This is a genomic window from Deltaproteobacteria bacterium (assembly GCA_016210045.1).
Taxonomy (GTDB): domain Bacteria; phylum UBA10199; class UBA10199.
The window spans coordinates 25,389-52,065 of sequence record JACQUX010000027.1 but is presented as its reverse complement, the minus strand read 5'-3'; the positions used below and the strand labels follow the sequence as shown (position 1 = coordinate 52,065).

Here is a 26,677-nt window from a genome sequence, read left to right as displayed (position 1 = left end):
GACATTGGACAACTCCAGGACATAGGACAATCCCTGGACAATTCCGCTACTGTTCCATCATCGATTGGCTGGCCTGTAGCATAGGATACATCACCGAAACAACGATAAACCCGACCATCCCGCCCATCACGACCAGCATCAACGGTTCGATCAGGCTCATTAAGCGACCCAATGCGTTATCGACTTGCGTGTCGTAGGTGTCGGCGACACGCTCCAACATCTTTTCCAACTCGCCCGTCTTTTCGCCGATCGCGATCATATGCGTGGAGAGCGGCGGAAAAAATCCGCTCCGCTTTAACGGTTCGGCCAACGACGAACCTTCCTTCACCGCGTCTCGCGTCGTTTCCAAGACCTGCTTCAAGATCGTATTGCCGACGATGTTACGCACGATGTCGATCGCCGTCAGCATCGCAACGCCGCCGGCCAACAAGGTACCCAACGTCCGCGTCACCCGTGCCACGGTCGTTAACTGCATCAGTCGACCGACCAGCGGCGCCGTCAACGCTTGACGGTCCACCGTCTCCCGCCCCTTCGCGGTGCGGAGCCAACGCCGAAGAAAAAAGCCGCCCAACCCGGCGAGCCCGAGCAGCAACCACCACCACCCGAGCAGCAGATCGGTCGTCCCCATCAGGAAGCGCGTCGGCAATGGGAGCGGGATGTTCATTTCGACCAACATCCCGGTCATCTTCGGGATCACGAACGTGACCAACAAGATCATCATCACAAACCCGACCACGCCCATGATGCACGGATAGGTCAACGCCCCGACGACCTTCTGCCGCAACTTCTCTTGCGCCTCGGTCACATCCGCGAGCCGGTTCAACACCTGCTCGAGCGTGCCGCTCGCCTCGCCGGCACTCACCATATTGACGTACAAGTCATTAAAGATCTGTGGATGTTGCTTAAGCGTGTTGGAGAGTTTTTCGCCTTCAGTCACGCGATCCCGCACCGACGTCAGGGCCTCGCGGAGTTTCGGCTGCTCCATTTGGTCGATCAGTGCGGACAGCGCGTCGACCAATGGAACGCCGGCGCCGAGCAGCGACGCGAACTGTCGCGTCATCAGGGCGATGTCTTGCGTTTTCACTTTTTGGAAGAACGCGGCGAACTTGAATTCGCGCTGCCCCGCGGCCACGAACGACCCGCGTCCGCCTTCGATCACGACCACGGTCGGGTAAACATTCCCTTTGCGCAGCTTGCCGCGCGCGGCTTTTTCATTCTCCGCATCGACCACGCCGGCGACTTTCTTCCCCTTCTGATCAATCCCTTGGTAGCGATAGACAGGCATATTTTTCGTGCGTCTGTTCGATTACTCCGTATCTTGCGTACTGCGCAAGACTTCTTCGATCGTCGTGATCCCCGCAGCCACTTTCGCGGCCGCATCCTGACGCAGACTCCTCATGCCTTGCGACATGGCCAAGCGCTTCAACGTCGCCGAGTCGGCCCCTTTCATAATGTCGGCGCGCAGTTCGTCACTCATCAGGAACAATTCGTGCACCCCTGTCCGACCCGCGTAGCCGGTCTCCATGCAGTTCGGGCATCCGACCGGCCGATACAACGGCCGCCCCTTCAACTCGTCTGCCGTCAGTCCGATCCGCTCCATTTCTTCCGGCGTCGGGACATATTTCTTCGCGCAGTCGTGGCACACCGTCCGCAACAATCGTTGCGCCAACACGCCCATCACCGCCGACGCCACCAGAAACGGCTCCACGCCCATATCGACCATACGAGTGACCGTCGCCACGGCGTCGTTGGTGTGGAGGGTGGAAAAGACCAAGTGGCCAGTCAGCGACGCCTGAATCGCGATTTCAGCCGTCTCTTTGTCGCGGATTTCTCCGACCAGGATCACGTCGGGATCTTGGCGCAAAAAGGCGCGCAATGCAGTTGCGAACGTCAAGTCGATCTTCGGATTCACTTGCACTTGATTGATCCCGGCCAATTGATATTCGACCGGATCCTCGACCGTCAGGATCTTCACGTCTTTCGTATTGATCTCGGAGAGCACGGCATACAGCGTGGTGGTTTTTCCGGAGCCGGTCGGCCCGGTCACCAGAAAGATGCCGTGCGACTGCTGGGCCAAATTGCGCGTCGTCTGGAGCACGCGGCCACCCAACCCCAATTTTTCCAGATCGAGCGCGACGGAGCTCTTGTCCAACAACCGCATCACGATGCTCTCGCCGAACGAGGTCGGCACCGTGGAGACGCGGATATCGATATCCTTGCCGGCGATCTTGATTTTAATGCGCCCATCCTGCGGCAACCGTTTCTCCGCGATATTCAACCCGGCCATGATCTTGATGCGCGAGATGATGGAATTCTGCGCCCGCTTCGGCGGATTCATGATGTCGTACAACACGCCGTCAATTCGCACGCGGATGACTAATTCTTTTTCGAACGGCTCGACGTGGATATCGCTCGCCTTCTGTTTGACGGCGCGAAACAGCAGCGAATTGACGAGGCGGATGATCGGCGCCTCGTCATCGGCGTCGAGCAAGTCGACCGGTTCGTCGAAGTCTTGTGCGATTTCTCCGACCTCGCCCAGGTCCTCCATCGAGCTGTCGCCTTTGTCGGAGGAACGGTTGTACGCCGCGTTGATCGCGTTGACGATCTCGTATCCGCCGGCGATCACCGGCCGCACCCGCGCATGATACAAGACCCGCAAGTCGTCGAGCGCGGCGAAGTTCGTCGGATCGGCGATCGCCACCACGACTTCATCCCCTTCGCGCCGCAGCGGGAGCAATTCGTTTTTCTTGGCGTAATTGATCGGCAATGGCTCCAACAAGTCGCCGGGGATATGTTCGATATTGATGCCCTGTTCGTAGGGCAACCCCAACTGGATGCTCAACGCCTTCAGGATATCTTCGGTGCGAAGATATTTCAGCTGCACCAACGCGTCGCCGAGTTTGATCCCCTTCTCTCGGTGGACCACCAGCGCTTGTTCCAACTGATCTTCCGTCAGATTGGTCGATTCCAGGAGGATGGCCCCCAAACTCCGATCTTCCATGCCGCCAACCGTAGCACGACTCCCGCGCGCGCGGAAGCTTTCCGATAAGCGGCCGATTGACATGTTACCTATTTTTCAATATGGTAATACCATGTCGAATGCATTAACGATCAAGCTCTCTCCATCGCTCCTCCAACGGCTGTCAGCGGCTGCCACGCACGCGGGCCTCTCGAAAGGGGCGTTGCTGCGACAAGCCCTCGAAAAACTGCTGGCCACCCAGCACACCACCTGTCTCTCCGTGGAACAACTCACGGAGGCCCTGCGTCGCGGCAAACAGCCGCGCATCGCAATCGACTGGGCCGAAATTTATCGCAAATGTCGCGCAAGCCCTGACGCCCCGTTACCCGAAGAGGAAGTGCGCGCTGCACGCCGGCGGGGCTTATGAAACGCGTCTTCCTCGATTCCGACATCTTTGTCCGCGATCTGCGCTACCCTCGGGATACTCACGCTGCCGACAATCAACGCCTGATCGATCGGCTGCGCCGCAAAGCAATCCCCGGCGCTACCTCCATCTTTAATGTGCTGGAGGTCTGCGGCATTCTCTCATTCAATCTCACGGAACAAGAACTGCTCGGCCTCTACGCCAACTTTCCGAAACGGTACGGGGTCAAGATTTTGTTCCCTGCCGATGCGACCGGTCAGCTCCAATACGACATCCCGGCCATCTTCCAGCAGATGTTGAAGAAGCAGAGTCTCGGCGATGCCCAGATCGCCTCAGCCGTCCAACGCTTTGCCGACCACCTGGCCGCCTTCATTAGTTGGAATGCCCGCCACTTCGCCGACAAACTCGCCATCCCCGCGCTAACCCCGGCCCAGTATCTCTCCCGCAGTGACTAGGCAGTAATAGTCGAGACGCCCGCTGGCGCATTTAATGGGCTTCCGCGGCAAGCACGGCGCGGAGTTGTGTGATGTCGTACTCGAAGACAACGGCGACGAGGGTCAGTTCCGCGGGGGTGGGAACGGCGCTGCGGGATTCCAAACAACAATAACGGTCATACGTCATCCCCAACTTGGCGGCGGCGCGGCGAGCGGCCCAGCACCGTTTGGGGCGCAGTCGCGCGAACAGCATCATTTCCGCAACCGTTTGATGCCCCAACGCGTGGAACGCGCGGAGCTTATCCAGGTCGTCGGACGTGAACGGAATCGAGACGCCTTGAAACGATGGAAAGTCGCGGGGCTGGAATTCCGGCGTGAAGCGCGCGTTGATCTGTCGCGCCAAGCGGCCACGGGGCACATTCAGCACCGTGGCCAGCGCTCGAAACGTCCGCAACGTGGGCCGGAAACGGAGGCGTGCGATATCCATCGAACCGTCGGCGCGCACCAGATCCAATGCGATCCCGCGCGACATCGGCGGATAGCTGCGTGCGGCGAGCTGTGCGCCGATCGTGGCCGCATCGAGCTGCAATAACGCACAGAGTGCCGCATGTTCCTCCGGCGTCGGGCGCACGATATTCCGTTCGATCAACGGCAACAGCTGCGGCCCGACTTGGCGGCCGGTTTGCTGAAAGACCTCGGTCCCGGAGAGGCCACGGCGCAGTCGCGCGAAGTAATACTGCTCACCCGGACTTCCCGGATCGCGCGCATAGGCCCGAATCCGCCCGACCGGATCGCTCTCGCGGCGCCAGATATACAGCGGTTCCCGCTCTAAGCGCTCGTAGATGAAGTGCGGATAGCCGCGTTCAGGATCGAGCAGCTCGGGATACCACGTGGCCATGCACAATCGGCGGACGTCGTCATGCACGGCACGGGGCAAGAGCGTGGCCAACGTCGGCCATTCGGGTGGCGCGCCGTTGGCCTCGAGACGGTCATACGCGGAGGGAGTCCGCCCGATCCGCGCGCCGGCGGCCTCCATCGTCTCGCCCCGCTGTTTGCGCCATGCCATCAAGTATTCGCCTAACGTCGGCGAGCGTTGCATGAACGCCATCACCTTCGGAAGATCGGCGGGGTCCAACACGCACGGCCGCAACACGCGCAATCTGTTCCACTCCACTTGAGGAAAGTGCGTGGCGGAATACGTGCGCCCGAAACGCTCCACGCTGAGCCCATACTTCGCGGCGACGCTATTGGCGTCGGGGATGCGGCGCAATTTCCCGAGCTCGAGCAGTTCGACATCGCCTTGCGTAAATCCGTGCGCCTCGGCATCGCGTGTGGCCACGCCTTGCAGCAGCCGCGCCATCCGCAACACGACGCGGACGTCATCGGGCGCAGTACGGGCGTGGTTGAGTAAATGGATGGCACAATCAACCAGCCACGGCTCCGCCGTCGGAAAGACCCGTTGGACGACCCCATGGCGCGGCGTCAACGTGCCTTGCCAGTCCGCTGGAAGGGCCCCATCGAGCCGGATCACGGCCTCCAGCACGCGAGTCCGCAATGGTTTCGGAATCGGCACGCGATATTGTATGGACAGATGCCGCAGTTTGAGCTCGGCACCAAACGGACGCGCTCCCAGCTGCTCGGAACGACCCACGATCAAACGGCGCACGGCAAAAAAATGCCGGGCGTGTTGCAATGTAACCCGCACGGCGGCATCCGAGAGTCCACGTTCCTGCAACACCGGGATCGCCATCCCCGAGAGCCGCAACGTCGCCGAGACCGATTGACCTAAACGCCGCGGATCGGCCTCCCACGCGACATACGGCGCCAACGCCCAAACGATGCGCTCGGCCATTTCGGGCGGCAAACCACAAAACTCGAGCGCAAGCGGTAAACGCCAGCCGGTTGGTTGCGTCCGGTCCGACTTCACTGCACTCGCTGACGCCGGAGTCCAGAGGCCGCCGCCTACACGCGCCGCACTCGCCGCCGCATGCACGGCCAACGGCACGATCTGCGGCCCACGCCGTTCTGTCCCGCCACGGAGTCGCCGTCGCACCGCTGCCCGCACATCCACCTCGACCACGCGCCCAACGCCCTGCGACACACTCCCGATGGAACCCATCTTGCTCATGTCTTCTTATCTATCGGCGGCACGTCAATAGAAGTTGCCAACAAACAAAGAGGCCCGGGAGTCGCCTCCCAGGCCTCTTGATATTCATCCAACAAATCGGTCTTACTGCTTCGCAACATCGACCAAGTTGAAAGTCTTGGTGTCATACTGCGCTGTGACCTTGTCGCCTACCTTCCACGCCGTCGCCTTAGTCTTCATGGTTTCGGGGACGTTGAAGGTCAGCTCCTTGCCGGCCGTGTCCTTAATCTTGCAGTTCGTCGGGGTGATGCTCGTGATTTCGCCCGAGATCATCTGCACGGCACTGGCCGTCGTGGTCGTGGCGGCTGGGGCCGTCGTCGTCGCCGGCTTTGCGGCCGGTGTCGTCGTGGTCGCAGGCGCCGTCGCCGTGGTATGCGGCGTCGTCGCTGCCGGAGTCGTGGTCGTGGTCGTGCTCGTCGCCATCGCGTTCATTGCGAAGCCGACGACTGCCACTGCTACGATTGTGCTGATCTTGTTCATTTGGTTTTCACCTCCTTTCGGTGCGGGCGCGTAACATAGCCCCCAATAATTGCCAATGAATTTTTTCACCGCGTGCCCCGCCCAGCCCTGCCGCCCCCGAAAATCCGGCGATTCCCGGAAGTTGACATGCTGTCCGCCATCAGGCAACTAGCCAAGCTTCACGATGGAACCGCAACTCCTTTCCGTCCGCGGCGCGCGGACGCACAATCTGCAAGGGATCGACGTCGACATCCCGCGCAATCGCTTCGTCGTCATCACCGGCCTCTCCGGCTCCGGCAAATCGACGCTCGCGTTCGACACCATCTACGCCGAAGGCCAACGCCGTTACGTCGAATCGCTGTCCGCGTACGCGCGACAATTCCTGGGACAGATGGAAAAACCGGACGTCGAATCGATCGATGGTCTCTCGCCGGCGATTGCGATCGATCAAAAAACAACCAGCCACAATCCACGCTCCACGGTCGGTACGATCACGGAGATCTACGACTATTTGCGATTGCTCTACGCCCGCATCGGCGTGCCGCATTGTCATCAATGCCGGCGACCGATCGAATCGCAAACGGTCACCCAGATGGTGGATCAATTAATGGCGTTCCCCACCCAGACGAAGTTCACGATCTTCGCGCCGATCGCGCGCAACCGCAAAGGGACGTTCGCGAAGGAGTTGGCGAGTTTGCGCAAGGCGGGTTTTGCGCGCGCCCTGATCGACGGCACTGCGCGAGACTTGGGCGAAGCGATCACGCTCGACAAGAAACGTCCGCACACCATCGAGTTGATCGTGGATCGATTGGTGTTGCGACCCGACATCGGCAATCGGCTCCCCGATTCGTTGGAAACGGCGCTCCGCCACGGCGACGGCGTCGCGCGCGTGGAAGCGGGGACCGAAAGCCTGCTGCTCAGCGCGAAGGCGGCCTGTATCGAATGCGGAATTAGCTATCCGGAACTCACACCGCAACTCTTCTCCTTTAATAGTCCGATCGGGGCCTGTCCCGCGTGTTCCGGCCTCGGCACCAAGATGCATTTCGCTCCGGAGGCGATCGTGCCGAATCCGGAGCTCAGCTTGCGCGAAGGCGCGGTCGCGCCGTGGCGCTCCGCGACGTCGACGTATTACTTGCAAGTGTTCGACAATCTCGCCCGCCACTACCAATTCGATCTCCGCACGCCATGGCGCAAACTCCCGGAACACATACGACAGATGCTGCTGCACGGGTCCGGCGAGGAAGAAATCCCGTTCGTCATCGAACGGCATGGACGGCGCGAGACCTACACCAATCCGTTCCGCGGCGTGATCCCGCATTTGGAACGACGCTACGAAGAGACGGAGTCGCGTTGGATTCGGGAAGAGATCGAGGCCTTCATGACGCTGCGCGCCTGTCCCACCTGTCACGGGGCACGACTGCGCACCGAAAGCCTCGCCGTGAAAGTCGAGGGAGCGGCCATTCATGAACTCACAAGCCGTTCCATCGACGCGCTCGCCACGACCATCGCCGCCTGGCAACTGCCGCCGCGGGCGTTAGCGATCGCCGAACGCGTTTTAAAAGAAGTGCGCGAGCGGCTCCGCTTTTTGCAACACGTCGGCCTGAACTACTTGACGCTGGAGCGCTCCGCCGCGACCCTCTCCGGCGGCGAGGCGCAACGGATCCGACTCGCCACGCAGATCGGATCGGCACTGACAGGCGTCCTCTATGTACTCGATGAACCGAGCATCGGACTGCACCAACGCGATAATCGCCGGCTGTTGGAAACCTTGAAACACTTGCGCGACCTCGGCAACACCGTGCTCGTCGTGGAACACGACGCCGACACCATCCTGGCTGCGGATCATGTGATCGATATGGGCCCCGGCGCCGGCCGACACGGCGGACGCATCGTCGCAACCGGGACACCAGCGGAAATTGTCGCCCATCCAGATTCACTGACCGGCCTGTACTTGAGCGGCGCGCGCGCGATCCCCGTCCCCGGGGCACGGCGCATCCCGACCGGCCGACAGTTAGTCATCCGCGGCGCCGCGACGCACAACTTGAAGCAGCTCGATGTTGCCATCCCGCTCGGGATGATGACCTGCATTACCGGCGTCTCCGGCTCCGGGAAAAGTTCGCTACTCCACGACACACTCTATTTAGGACTATGCCAGCGCCTATACCGCACGCCGGTCACCGCCGGCACCCACGACGCCATCGACGGGGCGGAGTATCTCGATAAAGTGATCAACATCGACCAAGCGCCGATCGGCCGAACGCCGCGCTCCAATCCCGCCACCTACACCGGCGCGTTCACCCATATCCGCGACCTCTTCGCCGAACTCCCTGGGGCCAAGGCGCGCGGCTACAAAGCGGGCCGCTTCTCCTTTAATGTGAAAGGCGGCCGGTGCGAGGCCTGCGAAGGCGACGGGATCCTCCGCATCGAGATGCAATTTCTCCCCGATGTCTACGTCCGCTGCGAGGCGTGCAATGGGAAGCGCTTTAATCGAGAAACGTTAGAGATCCTGTATAAAGGCAAGAGCATCGCCGACGTGCTCAGTTGCACCATCGACCAAGCCTACGAATTCTTCAGCACCATCCCGCTGATCCGGCAAAAGTTGCAGACGTTGGTCGATGTGGGCCTCGGCTATATCGAGCTCGGGCAATCGGCGACCACGCTCTCCGGCGGCGAGGCGCAGCGGATCAAGTTGGCCCGCGAACTCTCGAAACGCGGGACCGGCCGGACCATCTACTTGCTGGACGAACCGACCACCGGGCTCCACTTCGCCGACGTCGCGCGCTTGCTCGACGTGCTGAATCGCCTGCTCGACGCCGGCAACACGGTCGTGATCATCGAACATAACCTCGACGTGATTAAATCCGCCGATCACGTCATCGACCTCGGCCCGGAAGGTGGCGACGCCGGCGGGTATATTGTCGCCGCCGGTCCCCCGGAACAGATCGCCGCGCACCCCACGTCGTACACCGGCCACTACTTGCGCGCCGTGCTCCCCAGCCCGCGTATCCGGCGTCGCGCTGAGGGATAAACAAGCGTTTTTCCATTTTCCCCCTAGGCAATCGATAGATGCCATGTTAAGTTCTGCGACCTACAAAGTAGTATAGTCCGCCGGAGGCGGACCGATGATGACGAAGTGCCGGCCCGGGAACTGGGCCGGCCGACCTAAATGCATTTCAAGCCACGAGGTGACTTATGCGTCGTTCATTCGCAATCCTGGCAACTCTCTCGGCACTCAGCCTCCTCCCGATCGCCGTCCACGCCGAAGGGGCGGATGGCGGCGTCGATCACTTTCAGTCCGACCAAGTCCGCAACTTCACCCAAGACGCCACCCTCGCGGGCGGCATTAAAGTCAGCGCCACAGTGTTGGCCCTCCACAAACATCAGAAGGAAATCGACAAAGTCTTCAGCGTCGCGTTCGGCGAATTGCGCAACGTCGCGGAGAAATTCTATGCGCAAGACCCGAACAGCGAGATCTCGCGCGTCAATGCGCGTGCCGGCAGCGAACCAGTGAAGGTCAGCGACGACACGATTGCGTTGCTCGAAGTCGCCAAAAAGGCCCACCAACAGAGCGGCGGCGCATTCGATATCGCCAGCACCGGCACCGGCAACTCGGACGCGATCAAACTCAGCAGCGGCGCCAACACCGTCCAATTCGCCAATCCCAATTTGCGGCTCGATGTCTCGTCGGTCGTGGAAGGCTTCCTCGCCGATCGGTTGGTTGCGTATCTCTGGAAGGCGAACATCGACAACGCAATGGTCTCAGTCGGCAACGTCACGCGCAGCATCGGGAACGATTTAGTCGGCCCGTGGCGCACGGTCATCGCCGACATGAGCGGCCGCTATGCCGGCCGCGGAATGGCGATCAGCTTCTCCAACGCCTCGACGGCGACCGTCACGGTCGGCGCAAAGACACCGAAACCGAACGAACGGGCCGGCGACAAACCCGCGCAGACCAAGTGCCGTAGCGCCACCGTGATCGCGAAAGACGCGGCCACGGCCCAGGCGTTAGCCACCGCAATTTATCAACTCGGTCCCGACGCCGGCCTGGCGTTGGCCAACCGCGTCCCGCACGTTCGCGCGATCATCCGCGACAACGCCGGCAATCTCGTCAAGTCGCCGGGGTTATGACACTGCCGCTGCCGATCGCTGTCTCCATCACCCCGGAGCAATGGGCGCAGACGTTTCAATCGTGCCCGGATGTCGTCCTCGCCTATCAACACGGCTCTACGATCAAGCATCCGGACGGACCGCACGGAGACCTCGATCTGGCGCTCCTCTGCCGCGCTCGCCTGGACCCCGAACAGCGCCTCGCCCTGATCACTACTGTGGGCACGGTGGTCCGCGCTCACGTTCCCATCGCGATCGATGTCCGCATCTTGAACGACGCCAGTCCGATCTTCGCCTTTCAAGTCCTGAAACACGGTCGTCGCGTCTATGGCGACGCGACGACCGCGCGCAACTTTGTGGTCACTACCTTGACCCGTTACTTCGATTATTTACCGCTCCAGCAATTTTTCATTCGGCGCCTCGAACAGCGACTCGGAGTCACACCTCATGGTTGATACAACGCTCATTCAGCGGAAGATTGCCTTGTTGCAGGATCGGAAGCGAGAACTGCAGGGTTACGGCATCACGTCACTCAGTGACCTGCAGACGAAACCCTATATGGAAAAAGCGGTGGAGAAGGTATTGCAAGAGATGGTCGAGATCTGCCTTGATATCGGAAAACATATCATTGCCGACGACAATCTGCGCCTTCCCAACGATACGCGCGACACGTTTGCCGTCTTGGCGGAATCCGCGGTCCTATCCACAACAACCGCCGAGCTGATGAAAAAAATGGCGGCCTTCCGCAATTTGATCGTGCATCTGTACGAAAAGATCGACGTCGTCGAGGTGTATAACGTCTACACCAATCATCTGTGTGACTTTGATCTGGTGACCAAAGAAGTGCTGGCATATCTGCAGCGCACAAACCAATCGGCACCATGACGCACGGGACCGTCAGCCTCACTGCATAGGACCTCGCATCCGACTGACGGCTATCGCCCGGCATCCAGCATCAAACTGCAACCGCCACCGGAGGCTCCGTCACCGGCCGCGGGACTCTCTTCCGCGGGTGACGGGGTGGTGGGCGTCTCGGTCTCCGTCTCCGTCTCCGGCACGGCCGGTGTCGACGCCGGAGTGGTCGCTGGTGTCGACTCCGGTGTCGTCGCAGATGCCGGTTCCGACGTCGTGGCCGGGGTCGCCGCTGCTGCCGGAGACGTCGGCGCAGACTCCGGAGTCGGCGCCACTGGCGCCGGCGCAATTGGAGTTGGCGTCGGCGTAGGTGCCGGTGGAGGCGGTGGTGGTGGTGGCGGCACGGGCGGCAACTGCTTTTCGATCTTGCAGTTCGCCGCGCAGCCATCGCCGCTCAGCGCATTATTGTCGTCACAATCCTCGACACCGCTCTGTTCGAACCCATCGCCGCACGCGGCGACATGGCAATCTTTCAAACACCCATCCGTATTGCTGTCATTGCCGTCGTCGCAGCCCTCCCCCGCCTCCAATTTCGCATTGCCGCAGACCGCGAGCGGAGTTTCCGTCACACACACGCCGCTACAACCGTCGCCGCTGGTTGTATTGCCGTCGTCACACTGCTCCACGCCTTGGTGGAGTTTGCCGTCGCCGCAAACCGCGAGTAGACACGTCGCCAAGCAGGCATCGTCATCGGCCAGATTGGCGTCGTCGCAGACTTCCTTGCCTGCTTGCACGAAACCATCACCGCACGTCGCTGCCACACAACTCTTCAGGCACGCATCGGTATTGGCCTCGTTGCCGTCGTCGCACGCCTCGCCGGCCTCCGCGTTCCCATTGCCGCACACCGCCGGAGTCTCGGCCATGCACGTGGCGCTGCAGCCGTCGCCGCTCTGCACGTTCCCGTCGTCGCATTGCTCGACGCCGATCTGCACCACGTGGTCGCCGCATTTCGCCGTTTGGCAAGTATTCAAGCAGGCATCGTAGTTATTCGCGTTCCCATCGTCACAGACTTCCGTGCCGACCAGGACAAATCCGTCGCCGCAGAATGCCGTCTGGCAGTTCACCGGGCACGCGTCGGTGTTGACTGCGTTCGCGTCGTCGCACTGTTCGTGTCCCTGCCAAACCGCGCCGTCGCCGCACGTGGCCTGAATGCAGGTCGGGAGACACGCCGCCGTCGCGCCGTTCGCTGCGCCGTCGTCACAGGCTTCGGTACCGACCCACAGGAAACTATCGCCGCAAGTATTATTGAAACAGGTATTCAGACACGCATCGCCGTTCTCTTGATTCCCGTCGTCACAGGCTTCGGCCCCTTGCGGGATCCCATTGCCGCAACTCACCGCCGGGGCCTCGACCAGACAGAGCGCGCTGCAGCCATCGCCATCGCTCGCGTTCCCGTCGTCGCACTGTTCCACACCGGTCTGCACGAAACTATCGCCGCACTTGGCCGCTTGGCAGGTCGGGAGACACGCATCGGTATTGACTGCATTGCCGTCGTCGCAGGCCTCGGTCCCGGCCACCAGCCCGTTACCGCAGGCCGAAGTGCTACAATTGCTGTCGCAGCCATCTCCGCTAATCGTATTGCCGTCATCGCATTGTTCGATCCCACTGATCGCGCCGTTGCCGCACATCGTCGGCGTACAGTTAGCATCGCAGCCATCGCCGTTTTCGGCATCGCCGTCATCGCATTGTTCGCCCTCATCGAGAACATTGTCCCCGCAGGCAGGGAACTTACAGGTGGACTGACAAGCATCGCCATTCACATTGTTACCGTCGTCGCAGACTTCACCGGCCGTGACGATCCCGTTGCCACACCCAGTCGCCTTGCAGTTCGCGTCGCATCCGTCGCCGCTGGTCGTATTGCCGTCATCGCAGAACTCGACACCGGCCAACATGAACCCATCCCCACACGCGGCTGGCGTACATTGCAGCGTACAGGCCCCGGTGTTGCTATTCCCCGCGCCCGCATCGCACCCCTCGTGCCCGGCCCAAACGAAGCCGTCCCCGCAACTGGCCGGATGACACGTATTCAGACACGTATCGGTCTGATCCTCGTTGCCGTCGTCGCAAGCCTCATCGCCTTCCACAGTGCCGTTCCCACACACCGCGTTCACTGCGTCTTTGATACACGCGGCACTACACCCATCGCCATCGGTATGATTCCCGTCGTCGCATTCTTCCACACCGGTCTGCACAAGCCCATCGCCACAACTCGCGAGCGCACAGGACTGCAGGCATGCATCGAGGTCACTTTGGTTTCCGTCGTCGCATTGCTCGCCGATCGCTGCTTGCGCCACCGCATCGCCGCACACCGCCTCCGCCGCACCGATATCGCAATTGCCAACTCGCGGACGCCCTAATTGATCTACCGCACTGCAGTACGACGGATTGCCGGCATTAATCGCCGGACTGTTGGCCAAGAGGGGGAGGAAACTCCCACCGGTACCGGTGGTCGGTTGATTACTCACTCCGGCGTCCGGAACGACCTCGGTAGGGCCGAATCCCTGGCAACCCGCCGCGGCGGTGACGATATTGTTGCCTTGTGACTCGACGACCTTGAAACTATCGCACTGCGGCCCCTGCGGCGCTACGTTCAGGGCCAGGATCGAGTTCTTCATAAAGAGCGTGCCCTGATTCGAAACATTCACTCCACCACCAGCAATTCCGGCACTATTACCGACCACTGTGCAGTTCGTACAGAGCAACTGCCCGCCCTGCGCGTCGATGCCTCCACCATAGTATTGTGGTGCCTTGTTGCCAAAAAAAGTGGTATTACGCACATCGAGGAGGGAAAACGCCGTGTAAATAGCGCCTCCCCCGGCAGTACTCGCCTGGTTATCTTTAAATGTGCAGCGATCAATGATCGTCCCATAACTCTGCTGCAACTCCATCGCTCCGCCGCTGGTGGCCGCATTATTCTCAAAGACACTCTGCGTAATGTGCCGCGGAATTTTACTCGTCGTGTAATAGGCTCCGCCGAAGAGGGCTTGATTGTCTCGAAACACTGTGGTCTGAATGTCCGTGGACAGATCGACTCCCCACAGGTCGTTTCTCCAACTTGTATCGTAGATGGCACCAGCACTGTGCCCTGCCGTGTTGGCAATGAATTGGCTCCCGGTGATATGAAGAACGCCATAGCTCAAAATTGCGCCTCCACTCCCACTCACGGAGTTCTTGGTCATGGTCACTTGGTCTAGCAGGAGAAATCCATCACTAGTTACAGCTCCACCTGAAATCCCTGACGCAGTCCCCGCTAGCATCCCATATGTACCCCCATACCGCACCGTCAGATCTTTCAGAACCAATTTCCCGTACTTATCAACGCTAAAAATCGAAAACGGCAATGAACCAATCTGACGCTCAATCGTCGCCCCATTCCCTATAATCGCAATCTCACCATTATAAACATCCACCGTCTTCGTCAGTTGATAGAGCGCTCCGGCAGTCAACGTGATGGTATCCATTTCCGCAGTTTTCACTGCGCTCTCCATCGCCTCCACGAATTCGGCGCTCGTCTTCGGCGCAAAGGAAGCAGCAAGCAGTGGCGCTGCCCACAGCCACCCCACCAGCACCGTTAGCCATCCGATTGTCCTGCGCATAGCGACCCCTTTCCCAGACTGCACTTGCCTATAGCAATGATCGCGCCACTCGAACAAACGGTGTGGCTCTACAGGATGATTACGATTCTTTCAACATGGCCGATCAGCACTCCTCAGTTTTTTCTCAGAATGAAAGCCGATTCGCATTTTGACTATGGCCCGGACGGCGCCGCTCGACGGCGCTGATAGCGGTCCACTGCGGCCGCGTGGTCGGCGTATTTGGTGCTGAAGAAGTGAGTCCCGTCGTTCTTGGAGACGAAGAAGAGGTAATCGACCGCGGCCGGATTGAGCGCGGCTTCGAGCGCCGCGCGGCCGGGATTGGCGATCGGGCCGGGGGGGAGCCCGGCGTGGATATACGTATTATACGGATGCGGATTTTCCAAGTCGGCGCGCCGGATGTTCCCTTCAAACTTCGGCAATCCGTAAATTACCGTCGGATCGCTCGCGAGCGGCATATTGACCTTCAGCCGATTATGAAACACCGCGCTCACTAACGGCCGCTCCACCGCGGCGCCGGTCTCCCGCTCGATGATCGAGGCGAGCGTGACCAGTTGCAGCAGCGACAGCCCACGCGCCGCGAGTTGCGCGCGCAGACCTGCGTCGAATTGGCGCTCGAACTCGACAGTCAGCCGATCAACCAGCTCGGCCGCACTCTTCGGACGCTGGACGTAATAGGTGCTGGGAAAAAGAAACCCTTCGAGCGAGTGAGCGACAATGCCCAGCTTCGCAATCCGTGCCGGATCGCGGCACGCGGCGATGAATTCGTCGCCGAACTTCGGACTCGTCGCGAACGGTTGCGCGGCCACATACGATGCGATCTGTTGCAGCGTCCATCCTTCCGGGATCCGAACTTCGTAGGTGCGAACATCGCCACGCACTAGCTTGTCGTAAACTTGGCGCGCCGTGAGACCATCGGCAAATTCGTATTCCCCGGCCTTCATCAGATGCGAAGTGCCCTGCAGTCGGCCGTACAGCACGAACAGTCCGGGGAAATCGATCACGCGTTCCCGCGTTAACGCCCGCGCCACACCACGCAACGAGGTGCCTCCGGGAATGGCCACGATCCGCGTGGAGTGCACAAAGTGTTGACTCAAATAATATTCGAGTCCCACAAAGGCCGCGATCGCCAACACGATCCCGAGCACGAAGCAGCGCAAGATCAGTCGCCCGAGCATCCGCATAGTTTTTCCTGCTCTGCGGCCAAATAGCTCTGTAGGATCAGCACGGCCGCCAGTTGGTCTTCCGCCTGTTTGCGACGTTTTCGCCGCGTCCCTTGGGCCTTCAATAACGCGCGCGCCTCACGCGTGGTCAAACTCTCGTCCCACGGCAACACTGCCGTCGGCACGCCACGCCCCACGCAATAGCCGCGCAACGCCTCGCAGAATGCCAGCACCTTCTCCGCCTGCGCTCCGACGATCCCTTCCACGCCGCGCAACGGCAATCCGACGACAATCTGCCGAATCCCGTAATCCTGCACATAGGTGACGATCGTTTCCAAGTCGAGTTCCAACCGCTGCCGCTGCAACGTCGTGATCGGTTGCACCGTCCATCCCAGCGGATCCGTCATCGCCACGCCGATCCGTTTTTCACTGACATCCAGCCCGAGTAATCGCATCCGCTAGCTCCCGTTTCACTAATTGCGCCACCGCGCGCATGCCGCTCAACCCATGTTGTTGTTCCACCGCGGGCGAGTAGTTGGTGGTACCGTTGATGTCGTAGGTAATGCACGCGCCGTCCTGCGCCTCGATGAATTCGAATCCGGCAAGATCGATCCCCTGCTCCGCCGCGAAGCGCGCGTATTGCGCGATGATCGCGTGATCGAATCCCTCACGCAATCGGAACAGATTTTGGCGATTGCCGCTCGTGTCGGCCGGCGCCGCAGCGGCCTCGCCGGCGGGACAGAAGGCCTCTTCGACCGAACACGCCTCGGCCGGACAGAGTTGAAATCCGCGGCTGGTGTCGACTTGAATCGCGTATTGGAACGCGCCATCCACCAGTTCCACACGCGTGATAAACGGCTCGCGCGGCTCGACATATTCTTGCAACAACGTGATTTGGTCCGGCGACTCCACAAAGCGGGGCGACGTAATATATTCGTCGAAGGATTCGTACGAACGAAACAACTGCACGCCCAGCCCCTTCCCGCCGCAATTATGTTTGGTGATGAACGGACAATCGATGTTGCGCACCGCAGCGCGCAACGCCGGCACGCCGCCGGCCACCGCGACGGTGTGCGGAGTGCGCAATCCGTGGCGCTGTAGCGCGGTGTACTGCGCCACTTTACTCACTTCCAGTGCGAAGGCCCGCGTGCCGTTAATGACGCGCCGTCCACATGCCTCCAGCCAGTGCAGAATCTGTTTTGTCAGCGCAATGCTCTCCGCGTGTCCGCGCGTATGCGACGACGGACTCATCCGATTCAGGAACACCCCGGGCGGCGGCTCTCCCGCTAAGTCGACAAACCCAGGCCCGATGAACCATTCGTCGAACGGGACTCCTTCCGCTTCTAACGCCTGCCGTAACGGTGGCATCCAGTCGGCATTTTCATACAAGACATACGCGCGCATGCGATGGTCATCGCATGTTGCGCGGAGAATGCAAGTGGCTCTTGCACTGCCGGACGGCTGAGGCTACGTTCCTGCCGTGCCTCGACTGCAACTCCAAATCAGCGGCCATGTGCAAGGGGTCTTCTATCGTACGCATACCTGCGACAAGGCGCGGCGACTCGGGCTCACCGGTTGGGTGCGGAATTGCGCGGATGGCAGCGTCGCCGTGTGCGCGGAAGGCGAGCGTGCGGCCCTCGAAAAACTCCTGACCGCGTGTTATCGCGGCCCCACCAACGCGCGCGTCGACCGGATCGAACCAACGTGGTCCGTCGAAACCGGCGAATTCCGCGACTTTCGGATTGCGGGCTGAAAAAATAATAGACGTGCAACAAACCAACGGCACTACGCAACGATTTCGATCCCGGCGGAGTTGCAGTAGCGGCGTAATTTTTGATCGAGCGTTAGGAGCGGAACACTCAAGCGACGGGCCAGGATGGCGTAGAAAAGATCGTACGCCGTGCACCGGGTAGTGCGGGCGGCGTGATAGACTTCAATGGCCAGGCCGGCGGAGGGGACGATCTCAGTCGGCAACTGCAAGACATCGTCCAGAGCCGCCTCGCAGACCGCGGGATCCAACGATCCGAAGACCCGACACTTCCAGATCGCGTTCGTGACCTCGGCGACAAACAGATCTGGCACGACCAGGGCGTCGGCCTCGGCCAATAGGGCGTCGAGCCGACGGGCGGACGACGTGCGCAGGACACAGGTCACCGCCGCACTGGCATCGAGGACCAGTTTCATCGCTCGCGATCCTCGCGGACCAGCCGTGTCACATTGGGACGACGCCCCGCCCACCGCACCCGACGCCGCCGAATGCGTTCAAAAAGTTCTTGGCGGCTGCCCAGAGCCCCCTGCACGCGTGTGAGCCCTTGCCGCAGCAGCACTAGTGCTTGTTGACTTAGACTGCGCTGTTCTTCCTCTGCCAACGCCCGCAAACGGCGGTGCAAGGTCTCGGGAACATCACGGATTTGGATATGTGGCATAGGAAGACTATACAGGCACATGCATTGTGCATGCAATATGCATTTTCATGCCGCGTGCTTTACCTCCCCCGCAACACATTCAGCGCACTGCCAGCCTTGAACCACGCGATCTGGTCGGCGGTAAAACTGTGGCAGAGCGGACAGCGCGTCTCCGTGCCGTCGGCATGATGGAGCACGAGCGTCAGCGCCGAACCGGGCGCAAATGCCGTCAGCCCGACGATGCTGGCGCGGTCATTCTCCTGGACGGTGTCATAATCCGCCGGATTCGCGAACGTGCACGGCAACATCCCCTGCTTCTTCAAATTGGTCTCGTGGATCCGCGCGAAGCTGCGCACGATCACGGCCGCGCCGCCTAAGAAACGCGGGCACATCGCGGCATGTTCGCGACTGGACCCCTCGCCGTAATTTTCATCGCCGACCACTATCCACCGTTCCCCGACGGCCTTGTACGCCTTCGCGATCTCGGGAAACGGCTGCGTCGCTCCGGTCAGCAGGTTTTTCCCCTTCCCCGCCTCGCCGCTGAACGCGTTGATCGCGCCGAGGAACGCGTTGTCGCTGATATGTTCCAAATGCCCACGGAAGCGAAGCCATGGTCCGGCTTGCGAAATATGATCCGTGGTGCATTTCCCCTTCGCCTTCAACAACACCGGCAGCCGCGCCAAGTCCTTCCCATCCCACGCGGGGAACGGCGTCAGCAGCTGCAACCGATCGCTCCCGGGCGCCACTTGCACTTCGACTCGTTGCCGCTCCGCGTTCGGCTCGATGTATCCTGCTCGTGAACGGACAAATCCGCCGGCCGGGACTTCAGGCGCCTTCGCGGGCGGCCGTAACCGAAATGGTTTTCCAGCCGCTCCCGGCAGTGTGTCGCGCACCGGATCGAAGTCCATCGATCCGCTGATGCTCATCGCGACGACCAATTCCGGACTCGCGACAAACGCCAACGTCTGGGCGCTGCCGTCGTTGCGTTTCGGAAAATTGCGATTGTATGAAGTCAAAATGGCGTTCGTCTCGCCTTTGGCCACGTCCTCGCGCCGCCACTGGCCGATGCACGGCCCACACGCATTCGCCAACACCGTGGCCCCGATCGCCTCCAGCGCTTGCATTTGGCCGTCGCGCTGAATGGTCTGAAAGACTTGTTCCGAACCGGGGGTGACCATCAGCGGAATCGCGGCCTTGAGTCCCGCTGCGGCGGCCTGTCGCGCGACGTCGGCCGCGCGCTCCAAGTCTTCATACGATGAGTTCGTACAACTCCCGATCAGCGCGACTTTGAAGCGCTCCGGCAATTGTTGCTCCGTCCGATCCGCCTTGAGCCGCGAGATCGGGCGCACCGCATCGGGCGAATGCGGTCCGGCGATATGCGGTTCGAGCGTCGCGAGATCAATTTCGTAGACGGCGTCAAAGTAGCGATCCGGCTGTTGCTCCACTGCAGCGTCGGCGGCCAAGAGTGCGGCGTGCGCATCCGCCAATGCGGCGAGTTCTTGCCGTCCGGTCGCTTGCAGATACGTCCGCATCCGCGCGTCGTACGCAAAGATCGAGGTCGTCGCCCCCAGCTCCGCGCCCATATTCGTGATCGTCGCCTTGCCGGTGCAACTGATCGCATGCGCGCCCGGTCCGAAATATTCGATGATCCGATTGGTCCCGCCTTTGGTCGTGAGCAATTCGCAGACTTTCAGGATGACATCTTTCGGCGCCGCCCACCCGTTCAGTTCGCCGACCAGACGGATCCCGATCAACTTTGGACACAAGACTTCCCACGGCATCCCGACCATCGCGTCGACCGCGTCCGCGCCGCCCACGCCGACCGCGAGCATCCCAAGCCCGCCGGCATTCGGCGTATGCGAATCGGTCCCTATCATCATGCCGCCCGGAAACGCATACTGCTCCAACACGACTTGGTGAATGATTCCCGCGCCCGGTCCCCAAAAACCGATACCGTAACGCTGCGAACAGGTCTCGAGGAAACGATACACTTCTTCATTTTCTTTGAGGGCGATCGCCATATCCGGCCCCGCACCGCTCTGGGCGCGGATCAGGTGGTCGCAGTGCACCGTGGTCGGCACCGCCGTCGCGTCTTGGCCCGCCAACGTGAATTGGAGCAGCGCCATCTGCGCCGTCGCGTCTTGCATCGCCACACGATCGGGATGGAGCGCCAACATCGATTGATTTGGGACAATTTCTTGCCGTTCCGGATCGGCCAAATGGCCATACAGGATTTTTTCCGCCAACGTGAGCGGCCGCCCCAAGCGCTTGCGAATCGCGGCCAAGCGCGTTTCGAGTCGCTGATAGACGGCACGGACAAATGCGGGTGTGGTTTCGATATTCATCGGTCCCCCTGTGTGGACACCGGCGGTCGGCCGAGAGCGGCAAACAGCGTGGCGCCTTTCTGTAACGTTTCGTCGTATTCCGTCGCCGGGTCGGAGTCATAAACGATTCCGCCGCCTAAATTCAATACCGCCGTGCCGTTCTGCAGCGTGATCGTCCGGATGGCGATATTCCAATCGCCGTTCCCCTGCACGTCGATGTATCCGACCGAGCCGCAATAAAACCCGCGCCGCACACCTTCGAGCTGTTCGATCACCCGCATCGCCTGCACTTTCGGGCATCCCGTGATCGACCCGCCGGGGAACACCGCCCGCAACAGCGCGCTCCATGGGACTGTGGGCTGCGCTTCTGCCGTCACGCTTGCGACGAGGTGGTGCACGTTCGCATACGTCTCGATCACCCACGGCTCCGGCACGGCGACACTCCCGACCTTTGCCACGCGCCCTAAATCGTTGCGCACTAAGTCGATGATCATCGCCAGCTCCGCGTGATCCTTGGCACTCGCAGCCAACGCGGCGCGCAGTCGGTCATCCGCTACAGCGTCCATGCCGCGTGGCCGCGTCCCTTTGATCGGGCGTGACAGCAACGTCGCACCGTTTTTTTGCAACAATCGCTCGGGTGACGTCGAGATGATTTGCCACGCGCCCGTGTCGATCAACGCCATCATCGGCGCGGGATTGGCCTGGAGCGCCGCACGGAAAATGGTCGCGGCCGAGCGATCGGTCGACAGCGTGCATTGTTGGGACAAGTTGACTTGATAGCAATCCCCGGCGGCGATCATTGCGCGGATTTGTGCCACCGCGGCGAGGTAGGCAGGACGCGTGAAGTTGGAGGAAATGACGACGCCGTCCACTTGCGTTGCTCTTTGCGCTTCGAGTTGGCGGGTCCTGCCGCCGGCGGGTCCCTCCAGACTTCGCTGCTCACTATCGGCTACTAGGTCCGTAAGTGTCGGCCTTGCTGACGCTCCGCGGCTCCAGTCTGGAGGCCTTCCGCCGGCGTCACCCGCGGAGCGGGGCAAGGGCTTCTGAACTATTGATCGTGGGTTGACAGATACGCTCCACATCCGACGTTCCTGTTCATCGGCGATCAGATAGTTTCGAAAGGCGTATGCAATCGCTTGTGGCATCTTCCATGGATCGTCGGCAGATGCCGTAATCGATTCGATGGTCCGGCCGAGGTCGTAGCTGAGGGCGCCCATCAACAGCGGGATGGGGAGTGCAGGGTCGGTGGGTGGCACGGCCCGGCGAACTTGGGCAATGAGCGCGTCCAGCTCGCGCAGCGGATCGGCGACAGCAGTCGGCATCCAGAAGCACCACGGGTCCCAGCCGAGGATCGACCAACGGTCGCGCGGCGTGACCACGCCGGTCTTGAGCAACACGTACGGCGCCACCTCCGGCAACGCGTCTTCCAGCGGTCGATAGGGCTGCGGCGTAATGGTGTACGACATAGGTTCTACGGCCTCACTGACAACGCCACTTTCACGGCCAACGCCACAAGGATGACGCCGAATGCTCGTTCCAACTGATGCTGTATCGAAGTAAATCGCATGCGGATGCGTTGATGGGACAACAACGTCGCCACTAACGCGAACCAGACAAACGTCATCACGGACATTTCCAGGCCATACAGTATTTGAATCCCCTTCGGCGTCTGCGGATGGATCACGAGCGTGAACAGCGCGAAGAAAAACAAGGTGGCCTTGGGATTGAGGACGTTGGTCAAAAATCCCATCCGCAGCGCGGCCCATTGACCCAGTTCGCCTCGCGCGTGTCCATCGCGCGGATGCGGTTGGAGCAGCGGTGCGCGCAGACATTGGTAGCCAAGATAGATCAAATACGCCGCCCCGACGTACTTCAACAACGTAAACAGCAGCAGGGATTTCGCAATCACGAACCCAATGCCGACCAACGAATACGTGACATGGACCACAATTCCCAGCCCTAAACCGACTGCGGAGTACACCCCGGCCTGGCGCGAGTGCACCACGCTATTGCGGCAGATCATCACAAAATCCGGCCCCGGACTCATCACCGCCAATAAGTGGACTACGACTACCGTGAGAAATTCTGCCAGATACATCGTCAGTGTCCCTAGAGCGGGTGGGCAGAGGATCAAAGTGCCGGAACAGGCTTAGCCTGTCCGGCACGCGGGGGTTCGGGGGGCATTGTACGGCGAGCCTAATTGTAATGGCACGAGTAGTCACCATACTCGCCGTGCAGGCCCCCCGAATGTAATGTGGAGCGGAAGGGGATCGGCTCCGATCATTCCGCCCGGCGGGCGGAATGTCTCCGCCCCGGCCCTCGCTGCCCACCCGCTTTCGCGGGTACCCGGGCAGCTGCGAGCTTCGATCCCCTTCCATCGGTAGCGATCGCGTCCCACAGATGGGGGGTGGTCAGGGGGGAGCGCGGTAGCTCCCCCCCTGACTTTAGCGAGCGTCGGGCTTTGCCCGCGCGAGCGAATGGTGGAGCGGAAGGGGATCGAACCCTCGGCCTCTAGCATGCCATGCTAGCGCTCTCCCAGCTGAGCTACCGCCCCATGACTCATGAGCTGCCCGCAATAAAGGGGCACTACCTATTTGTCAATTCCACAATAAGTCTGCACCACACTCCATACGGTCCGCAGCGCGGTCACGCGGTCCCCGAAACGCGCTTCATGCTCGGCACGGAGGCGTTTTGCCTCGGCGCCGTCGCAATAGGCTTGCAGGGCCTCCCGAGACTGCACGCGGTAACTATTCACGTATTGCGGCCGCGCCGCTGGGACCCCCACGACCTCTTGCCGATACATCGTGGCATCCAGAAAACCCGGAACCCGCAAGACTTCCGGGATATGCACGGCGAGCATCCATTCCCGCCATTCATGTTCAACGCTCGGCTCCAGGATCAGCGCAACATTATATATGACGTGTCCCATCAACTTACCTCCAGCGCCGCCATCAGGCGGCGATTTTCGTCCGGGCGACCGATCGTGATCCGCAGCGCCTGCGGCAGGCCGGCGGCGGCGAGCGGGCGGACGATGATGCCGCGCGCCTCCAATGCACCATGGATCCGCGCGGCATCCGCGACTGTAGGAAAGTGGACCAAGACAAAATTAGCGACACTGGGGACGACGGCGATCCCGAGACGCTGTAACTGCGCCGTCACCCACGCCCGCTCCTCGCGCACTAATGTCACATACTCGCGGACAAACGCTTGATCTTCGAGTGCCGCAGTGCCGGCGACTAACGCCAACCCCGACGGCTCGAACGGGAGTTTCACTTTGTGCAGCGTGTGCGCCACTGCCGGCGTGGCGATCGCAAATCCAAGTCGCAGTCCGGCCAGGCCATACGCCTTCGAGAACGTGCGCAACGTAATGACGTTGTCGTGCCGCTCCCGCAACGAATCGGGCCACTCCGGATCGCCCTGCACGAATTCGGCGTAGGCCTCGTCGCAAACGATCGGGATCTGCGGCGGAATCCGCGCGTAAAATGCCGCCCACTCGGCACGGGTGTACATTGTGCCGGTTGGATTGTTCGGGTTCGCCAGAAAAATCAGTTGCGTCCGATCGGTCACGAGCGCGGCGACGGCCGCCAAGTCGTAACGATAGTCGTGCATCGGCGCGGCCCGCACCACGGCGCCCCGCGACTGCGGCATCAAATAATATTGCGCAAATGACCACTGCGACGTCACAACCTCGCCGCCTTCGCTCACGAACGCGCGCACGATCGCCAACATCAGACTGTCCGAGCCACTCCCAAGAACAATCTCGTCCGGCGGTACGCCGTAATGCGCAGCCAATGCCTGCTTCAGGGCGAATCCGTCGTCAGGATAGCGATGCAATGCAGGCAACGCGCGCTGCATCGCGGCCATGGCCTTCGGTGACGGGCCTAACGGATTTTCGTTCGACGCCAACTTTACGATGTCGGCAACGCCCGTCTCACGCTGCAATACCGAGATCGGCTTGCCCGGCTCATACGCGGAGAGTACGTCGATGTACGCCGGTGTTTTCATCAGCAGCTCTCTAAAATTGCACAAACATCCCGACTTCCGGGCCGTGCATCTTTTCGCCGCCGACATTCAGTAAGCGATACCCGGCGCGGATCCCACCCAATTTCCACTTCCCCGATATGCCGCCGCTGAAATCGCCGATCCGCACCTGATTGATCGTCGAGGCATACGTCTTCAAATCGATGATGCAGTGTTTACCGAGGAAGAGATAAATCGGCAGTCCGAACTCGAAACCCGCGTTGGTCTGGCGACCGCGCAGGATCTTCGCCCCGAGCGCAATATCCACTTGGACAATGCCGCCGAACGTCATGCGGTACAAAAAGTGCGGACTGATCACTTTGAGCTGCGTAGCCGGACTCGTCTCTAAATAATGCACCCAGTCGATATCGGCGCCGACCGAAAGGTATCCGAGCGTCGCGTTCAAGTGATACCCTTGCACGTCGTCGCCGATCACCTTGTGATAGGCGCCCTCGACGCGGGCTGTCGGGAGCGCGGGATGATATTCGCGCTTGAGCATGCTGTAGCGCTCGGCCATCGGGACGTCGCTGCCGACGCCGCTGAACAAATCATTCAGAAAGAGCCACAACACGCATTCGAGAAACGAGCCGCAACCATAGCTGCCGTGATAGTGCGTATGGGTATTCGAGGAGGACGAGGACGAAGACGACGATGATGACGACGAAGTACTGACCTTCGATTCGACGCGTTCGAGCTTGGAGTCCTCGGCCCAGCTGAATTCTAACGGCGCGATCGAGAGACCAAGCACGAGCGACCAGCAGAGTGTACGACGCATTAGATCACCACCCCTTCCGCGCGGACGCGCAGCACATGCCAGACCAACACGGCCGCGAGGCGCGCGGTCCGACCTTGTTCGTCATGTGGAGGACTCAGCTCCATCACATCCAGATAACACCATTGCGGCTGTTGCGCAGCCAGTTGCAAACAGGCCAAGATGGCTTCCGCAGCAAATCCGAACGGCGCCGGCGCACTGACGCCGGGCGCGGCCGGGGAGACGATCGCGTCGAGGTCGAGCGACACGGCCGCATGCCCATGACGTGCGGCGAGATCGGTCAGCAGCGACGCAAAGCAGCGAGCGGGATCGTCGGCGCAAATTTCCGGATAACTCCAGAGTCGCACGCCATGCAACTTGGCCCATTGCAGATGCGTCTGGCTGACGGCATGCGGTTGATAGCCCCATTCCACGAGCTGTTCACCGCGCAACACGCCGTCTTCAATCAAGCGCCGATACGCGCTCCCCGACCCGACATCGCCGTGCGGCTCCGCCGGCCGCAGATCGAGATGGGCATCAATATTCATGATACCGGCCGTGCCGACGGCCTGGACCACACCTTTCATCCCGCCGAACGTGGCGTCGTGTCCGCCGCCGATCACGATAGGCAACGCCCCTTGTCGCACCACCGTGGCCACGAGCGTCGCCAATTGGTCGTGCATCGTGCGATTCGACGCGGTTAACTCCACGTCGCCGGCGTCCCACAACGGCCAACTGCCGGGGAGACGATAGAACGCAGTGCGAAACGCATGCGGGCCGGCCTTGGCCCCGGGCCGGCCGTGATTCACGACAATGCCGCGCTCATCCGGCACCCCGATCAGCACGACGTCCCCCGGTCGACACGCGTGGCGGTCGACCAGAAAGCGCGCCGATTCTCCCAGCCGCGGATCGTCTCCGCGCGTGACCGGTACAAAGCTCAGCGGATCCACTGGAATCACTGCGCTCCCCCTCAGACGTAC

General features: G+C 61.0%; 24 protein-coding genes and 1 tRNA gene. 7 read left to right on the top strand and 18 right to left on the bottom strand.

Features of this window, described 5'->3' with window-relative positions; translation table 11 throughout:
• Window positions 1–46: 46 nt before the first annotated feature.
• Window positions 47–1,285: a type II secretion system inner membrane protein GspF gene (gene gspF / locus HY696_09160; GenBank protein ID MBI4238566.1), complete on the bottom strand. Its 1,239-nt coding sequence runs from the start codon at window positions 1,283–1,285 to the stop codon at window positions 47–49.
• A 21-nt stretch (window positions 1,286–1,306) separates the two neighbouring features.
• Complete coding sequence (gspE, locus tag HY696_09155) at window positions 1,307–3,001, bottom strand: type II secretion system ATPase GspE (protein MBI4238565.1); 1,695 nt, start codon at window positions 2,999–3,001, stop codon at window positions 1,307–1,309.
• A 91-nt stretch (window positions 3,002–3,092) separates the two neighbouring features.
• On the opposite strand from gspE, the gene HY696_09150 reads away from it, so the two are divergent.
• Together HY696_09150 and HY696_09145 are read left to right on the top strand one after the other, a co-directional pair.
• Entirely contained in the window at window positions 3,093–3,386 is a 294-nt protein-coding gene (locus HY696_09150) for a ribbon-helix-helix protein, CopG family (protein MBI4238564.1), read from the top strand.
• Complete coding sequence (locus HY696_09145) at window positions 3,383–3,838, top strand: hypothetical protein (protein ID MBI4238563.1); 456 nt, start codon at window positions 3,383–3,385, stop codon at window positions 3,836–3,838. Before HY696_09150 ends, HY696_09145 begins: the two co-directional genes overlap by 4 nt.
• A 31-nt stretch (window positions 3,839–3,869) precedes the next feature.
• On the opposite strand, the gene HY696_09140 is transcribed toward HY696_09145, so the two are convergent.
• Together HY696_09140 and HY696_09135 are read right to left on the bottom strand one after the other, a co-directional pair.
• Window positions 3,870–5,936 carry a helix-turn-helix transcriptional regulator gene (locus HY696_09140; protein ID MBI4238562.1) on the bottom strand — a complete coding sequence of 689 codons (2,067 nt, stop codon included), beginning with the start codon at window positions 5,934–5,936 and terminating at the stop codon, window positions 3,870–3,872.
• A 111-nt stretch (window positions 5,937–6,047) separates the two neighbouring features.
• The gene (locus HY696_09135) at window positions 6,048–6,443 is read right to left on the bottom strand and encodes a hypothetical protein (protein MBI4238561.1); all 396 of its coding nucleotides are present in this window, start codon (window positions 6,441–6,443) and stop codon (window positions 6,048–6,050) included.
• Between the two features lie 163 nt (window positions 6,444–6,606).
• Between HY696_09135 and uvrA the strand changes: the two genes are divergently transcribed.
• The 4 genes from uvrA to HY696_09115 all read left to right on the top strand — a co-directional run bounded on the left by uvrA (window position 6,607) and on the right by HY696_09115 (window position 11,414).
• Window positions 6,607–9,450 carry an excinuclease ABC subunit UvrA gene (uvrA, locus tag HY696_09130; GenBank protein ID MBI4238560.1) on the top strand — a complete coding sequence of 948 codons (2,844 nt, stop codon included), beginning with the start codon at window positions 6,607–6,609 and terminating at the stop codon, window positions 9,448–9,450.
• 164 nt (window positions 9,451–9,614) lie between these two features.
• On the top strand, window positions 9,615–10,550 hold the full coding sequence (locus HY696_09125; protein ID MBI4238559.1) for an FAD:protein FMN transferase: 936 nt from the start codon (window positions 9,615–9,617) through the stop codon (window positions 10,548–10,550).
• Complete coding sequence (locus HY696_09120) at window positions 10,547–10,984, top strand: nucleotidyltransferase domain-containing protein (GenBank protein MBI4238558.1); 438 nt, start codon at window positions 10,547–10,549, stop codon at window positions 10,982–10,984. Before HY696_09125 ends, HY696_09120 begins: the two co-directional genes overlap by 4 nt.
• Entirely contained in the window at window positions 10,977–11,414 is a 438-nt protein-coding gene (locus tag HY696_09115) for a DUF86 domain-containing protein (GenBank protein MBI4238557.1), read from the top strand. The genes HY696_09120 and HY696_09115 overlap by 8 nt, the downstream gene beginning before the upstream one ends.
• Window positions 11,415–11,464: 50 nt before the next feature.
• Here the strand turns inward: HY696_09115 and HY696_09110 are convergent, their stop codons facing one another.
• The 4 genes from HY696_09110 to HY696_09095 form a co-directional block, all read right to left on the bottom strand.
• A complete protein-coding gene (locus HY696_09110) occupies window positions 11,465–15,037 on the bottom strand; it encodes a DUF4215 domain-containing protein (protein ID MBI4238556.1) in 3,573 nt (1,190 codons plus the stop codon).
• Between the two features lie 152 nt (window positions 15,038–15,189).
• Window positions 15,190–16,218 carry an endolytic transglycosylase MltG gene (gene mltG / locus HY696_09105; protein MBI4238555.1) on the bottom strand — a complete coding sequence of 343 codons (1,029 nt, stop codon included), beginning with the start codon at window positions 16,216–16,218 and terminating at the stop codon, window positions 15,190–15,192.
• On the bottom strand, window positions 16,197–16,652 hold the full coding sequence (gene ruvX / locus HY696_09100; GenBank protein ID MBI4238554.1) for a Holliday junction resolvase RuvX: 456 nt from the start codon (window positions 16,650–16,652) through the stop codon (window positions 16,197–16,199). Before ruvX ends, mltG begins: the two co-directional genes overlap by 22 nt.
• Window positions 16,624–17,601: an alpha-L-glutamate ligase gene (locus HY696_09095; GenBank protein MBI4238553.1), complete on the bottom strand. Its 978-nt coding sequence runs from the start codon at window positions 17,599–17,601 to the stop codon at window positions 16,624–16,626. Before HY696_09095 ends, ruvX begins: the two co-directional genes overlap by 29 nt.
• A gap of 76 nt (window positions 17,602–17,677) precedes the next feature.
• On the opposite strand from HY696_09095, the gene HY696_09090 reads away from it, so the two are divergent.
• Window positions 17,678–17,950, top strand: coding sequence for an acylphosphatase (locus HY696_09090; protein MBI4238552.1), 273 nt, complete (start codon window positions 17,678–17,680; stop codon window positions 17,948–17,950).
• Window positions 17,951–17,982: 32 nt separating this feature from the next.
• On the opposite strand, the gene HY696_09085 is transcribed toward HY696_09090, so the two are convergent.
• From HY696_09085 to HY696_09040, 10 genes are all read right to left on the bottom strand, one after another.
• Window positions 17,983–18,381, bottom strand: coding sequence for a type II toxin-antitoxin system VapC family toxin (locus HY696_09085; protein ID MBI4238551.1), 399 nt, complete (start codon window positions 18,379–18,381; stop codon window positions 17,983–17,985).
• Window positions 18,378–18,623 carry a hypothetical protein gene (locus HY696_09080; protein ID MBI4238550.1) on the bottom strand — a complete coding sequence of 82 codons (246 nt, stop codon included), beginning with the start codon at window positions 18,621–18,623 and terminating at the stop codon, window positions 18,378–18,380. Before HY696_09080 ends, HY696_09085 begins: the two co-directional genes overlap by 4 nt.
• 59 nt (window positions 18,624–18,682) lie before the next feature.
• Window positions 18,683–20,947 carry an aconitate hydratase gene (locus tag HY696_09075; protein ID MBI4238549.1) on the bottom strand — a complete coding sequence of 755 codons (2,265 nt, stop codon included), beginning with the start codon at window positions 20,945–20,947 and terminating at the stop codon, window positions 18,683–18,685.
• A complete protein-coding gene (gene pabB / locus HY696_09070) occupies window positions 20,944–22,392 on the bottom strand; it encodes an aminodeoxychorismate synthase component I (protein MBI4238548.1) in 1,449 nt (482 codons plus the stop codon). Before pabB ends, HY696_09075 begins: the two co-directional genes overlap by 4 nt.
• A gap of 5 nt (window positions 22,393–22,397) precedes the next feature.
• Window positions 22,398–23,024, bottom strand: a complete 627-nt coding sequence (locus HY696_09065; GenBank protein MBI4238547.1) for a LysE family transporter — start codon at window positions 23,022–23,024, stop codon at window positions 22,398–22,400.
• Window positions 23,025–23,404: 380 nt separating this feature from the next.
• Window positions 23,405–23,480 (bottom strand) — tRNA-Ala (locus HY696_09060).
• A gap of 36 nt (window positions 23,481–23,516) precedes the next feature.
• Complete coding sequence (locus HY696_09055; protein MBI4238546.1) at window positions 23,517–23,855, bottom strand: DUF4286 family protein; 339 nt, start codon at window positions 23,853–23,855, stop codon at window positions 23,517–23,519.
• On the bottom strand, window positions 23,855–24,931 hold the full coding sequence (locus HY696_09050) for a histidinol-phosphate transaminase (protein ID MBI4238545.1): 1,077 nt from the start codon (window positions 24,929–24,931) through the stop codon (window positions 23,855–23,857). The genes HY696_09055 and HY696_09050 overlap by 1 nt, the downstream gene beginning before the upstream one ends.
• Window positions 24,932–24,941: 10 nt before the next feature.
• Window positions 24,942–25,721 (bottom strand): hypothetical protein, encoded by a 780-nt coding sequence (locus HY696_09045; GenBank protein ID MBI4238544.1) that lies wholly within the window; start codon window positions 25,719–25,721, stop codon window positions 24,942–24,944.
• The gene (locus HY696_09040) at window positions 25,721–26,656 is read right to left on the bottom strand and encodes a formimidoylglutamase (GenBank protein ID MBI4238543.1); all 936 of its coding nucleotides are present in this window, start codon (window positions 26,654–26,656) and stop codon (window positions 25,721–25,723) included. The genes HY696_09045 and HY696_09040 overlap by 1 nt, the downstream gene beginning before the upstream one ends.
• Window positions 26,657–26,677: the final 21 nt, after the last annotated feature.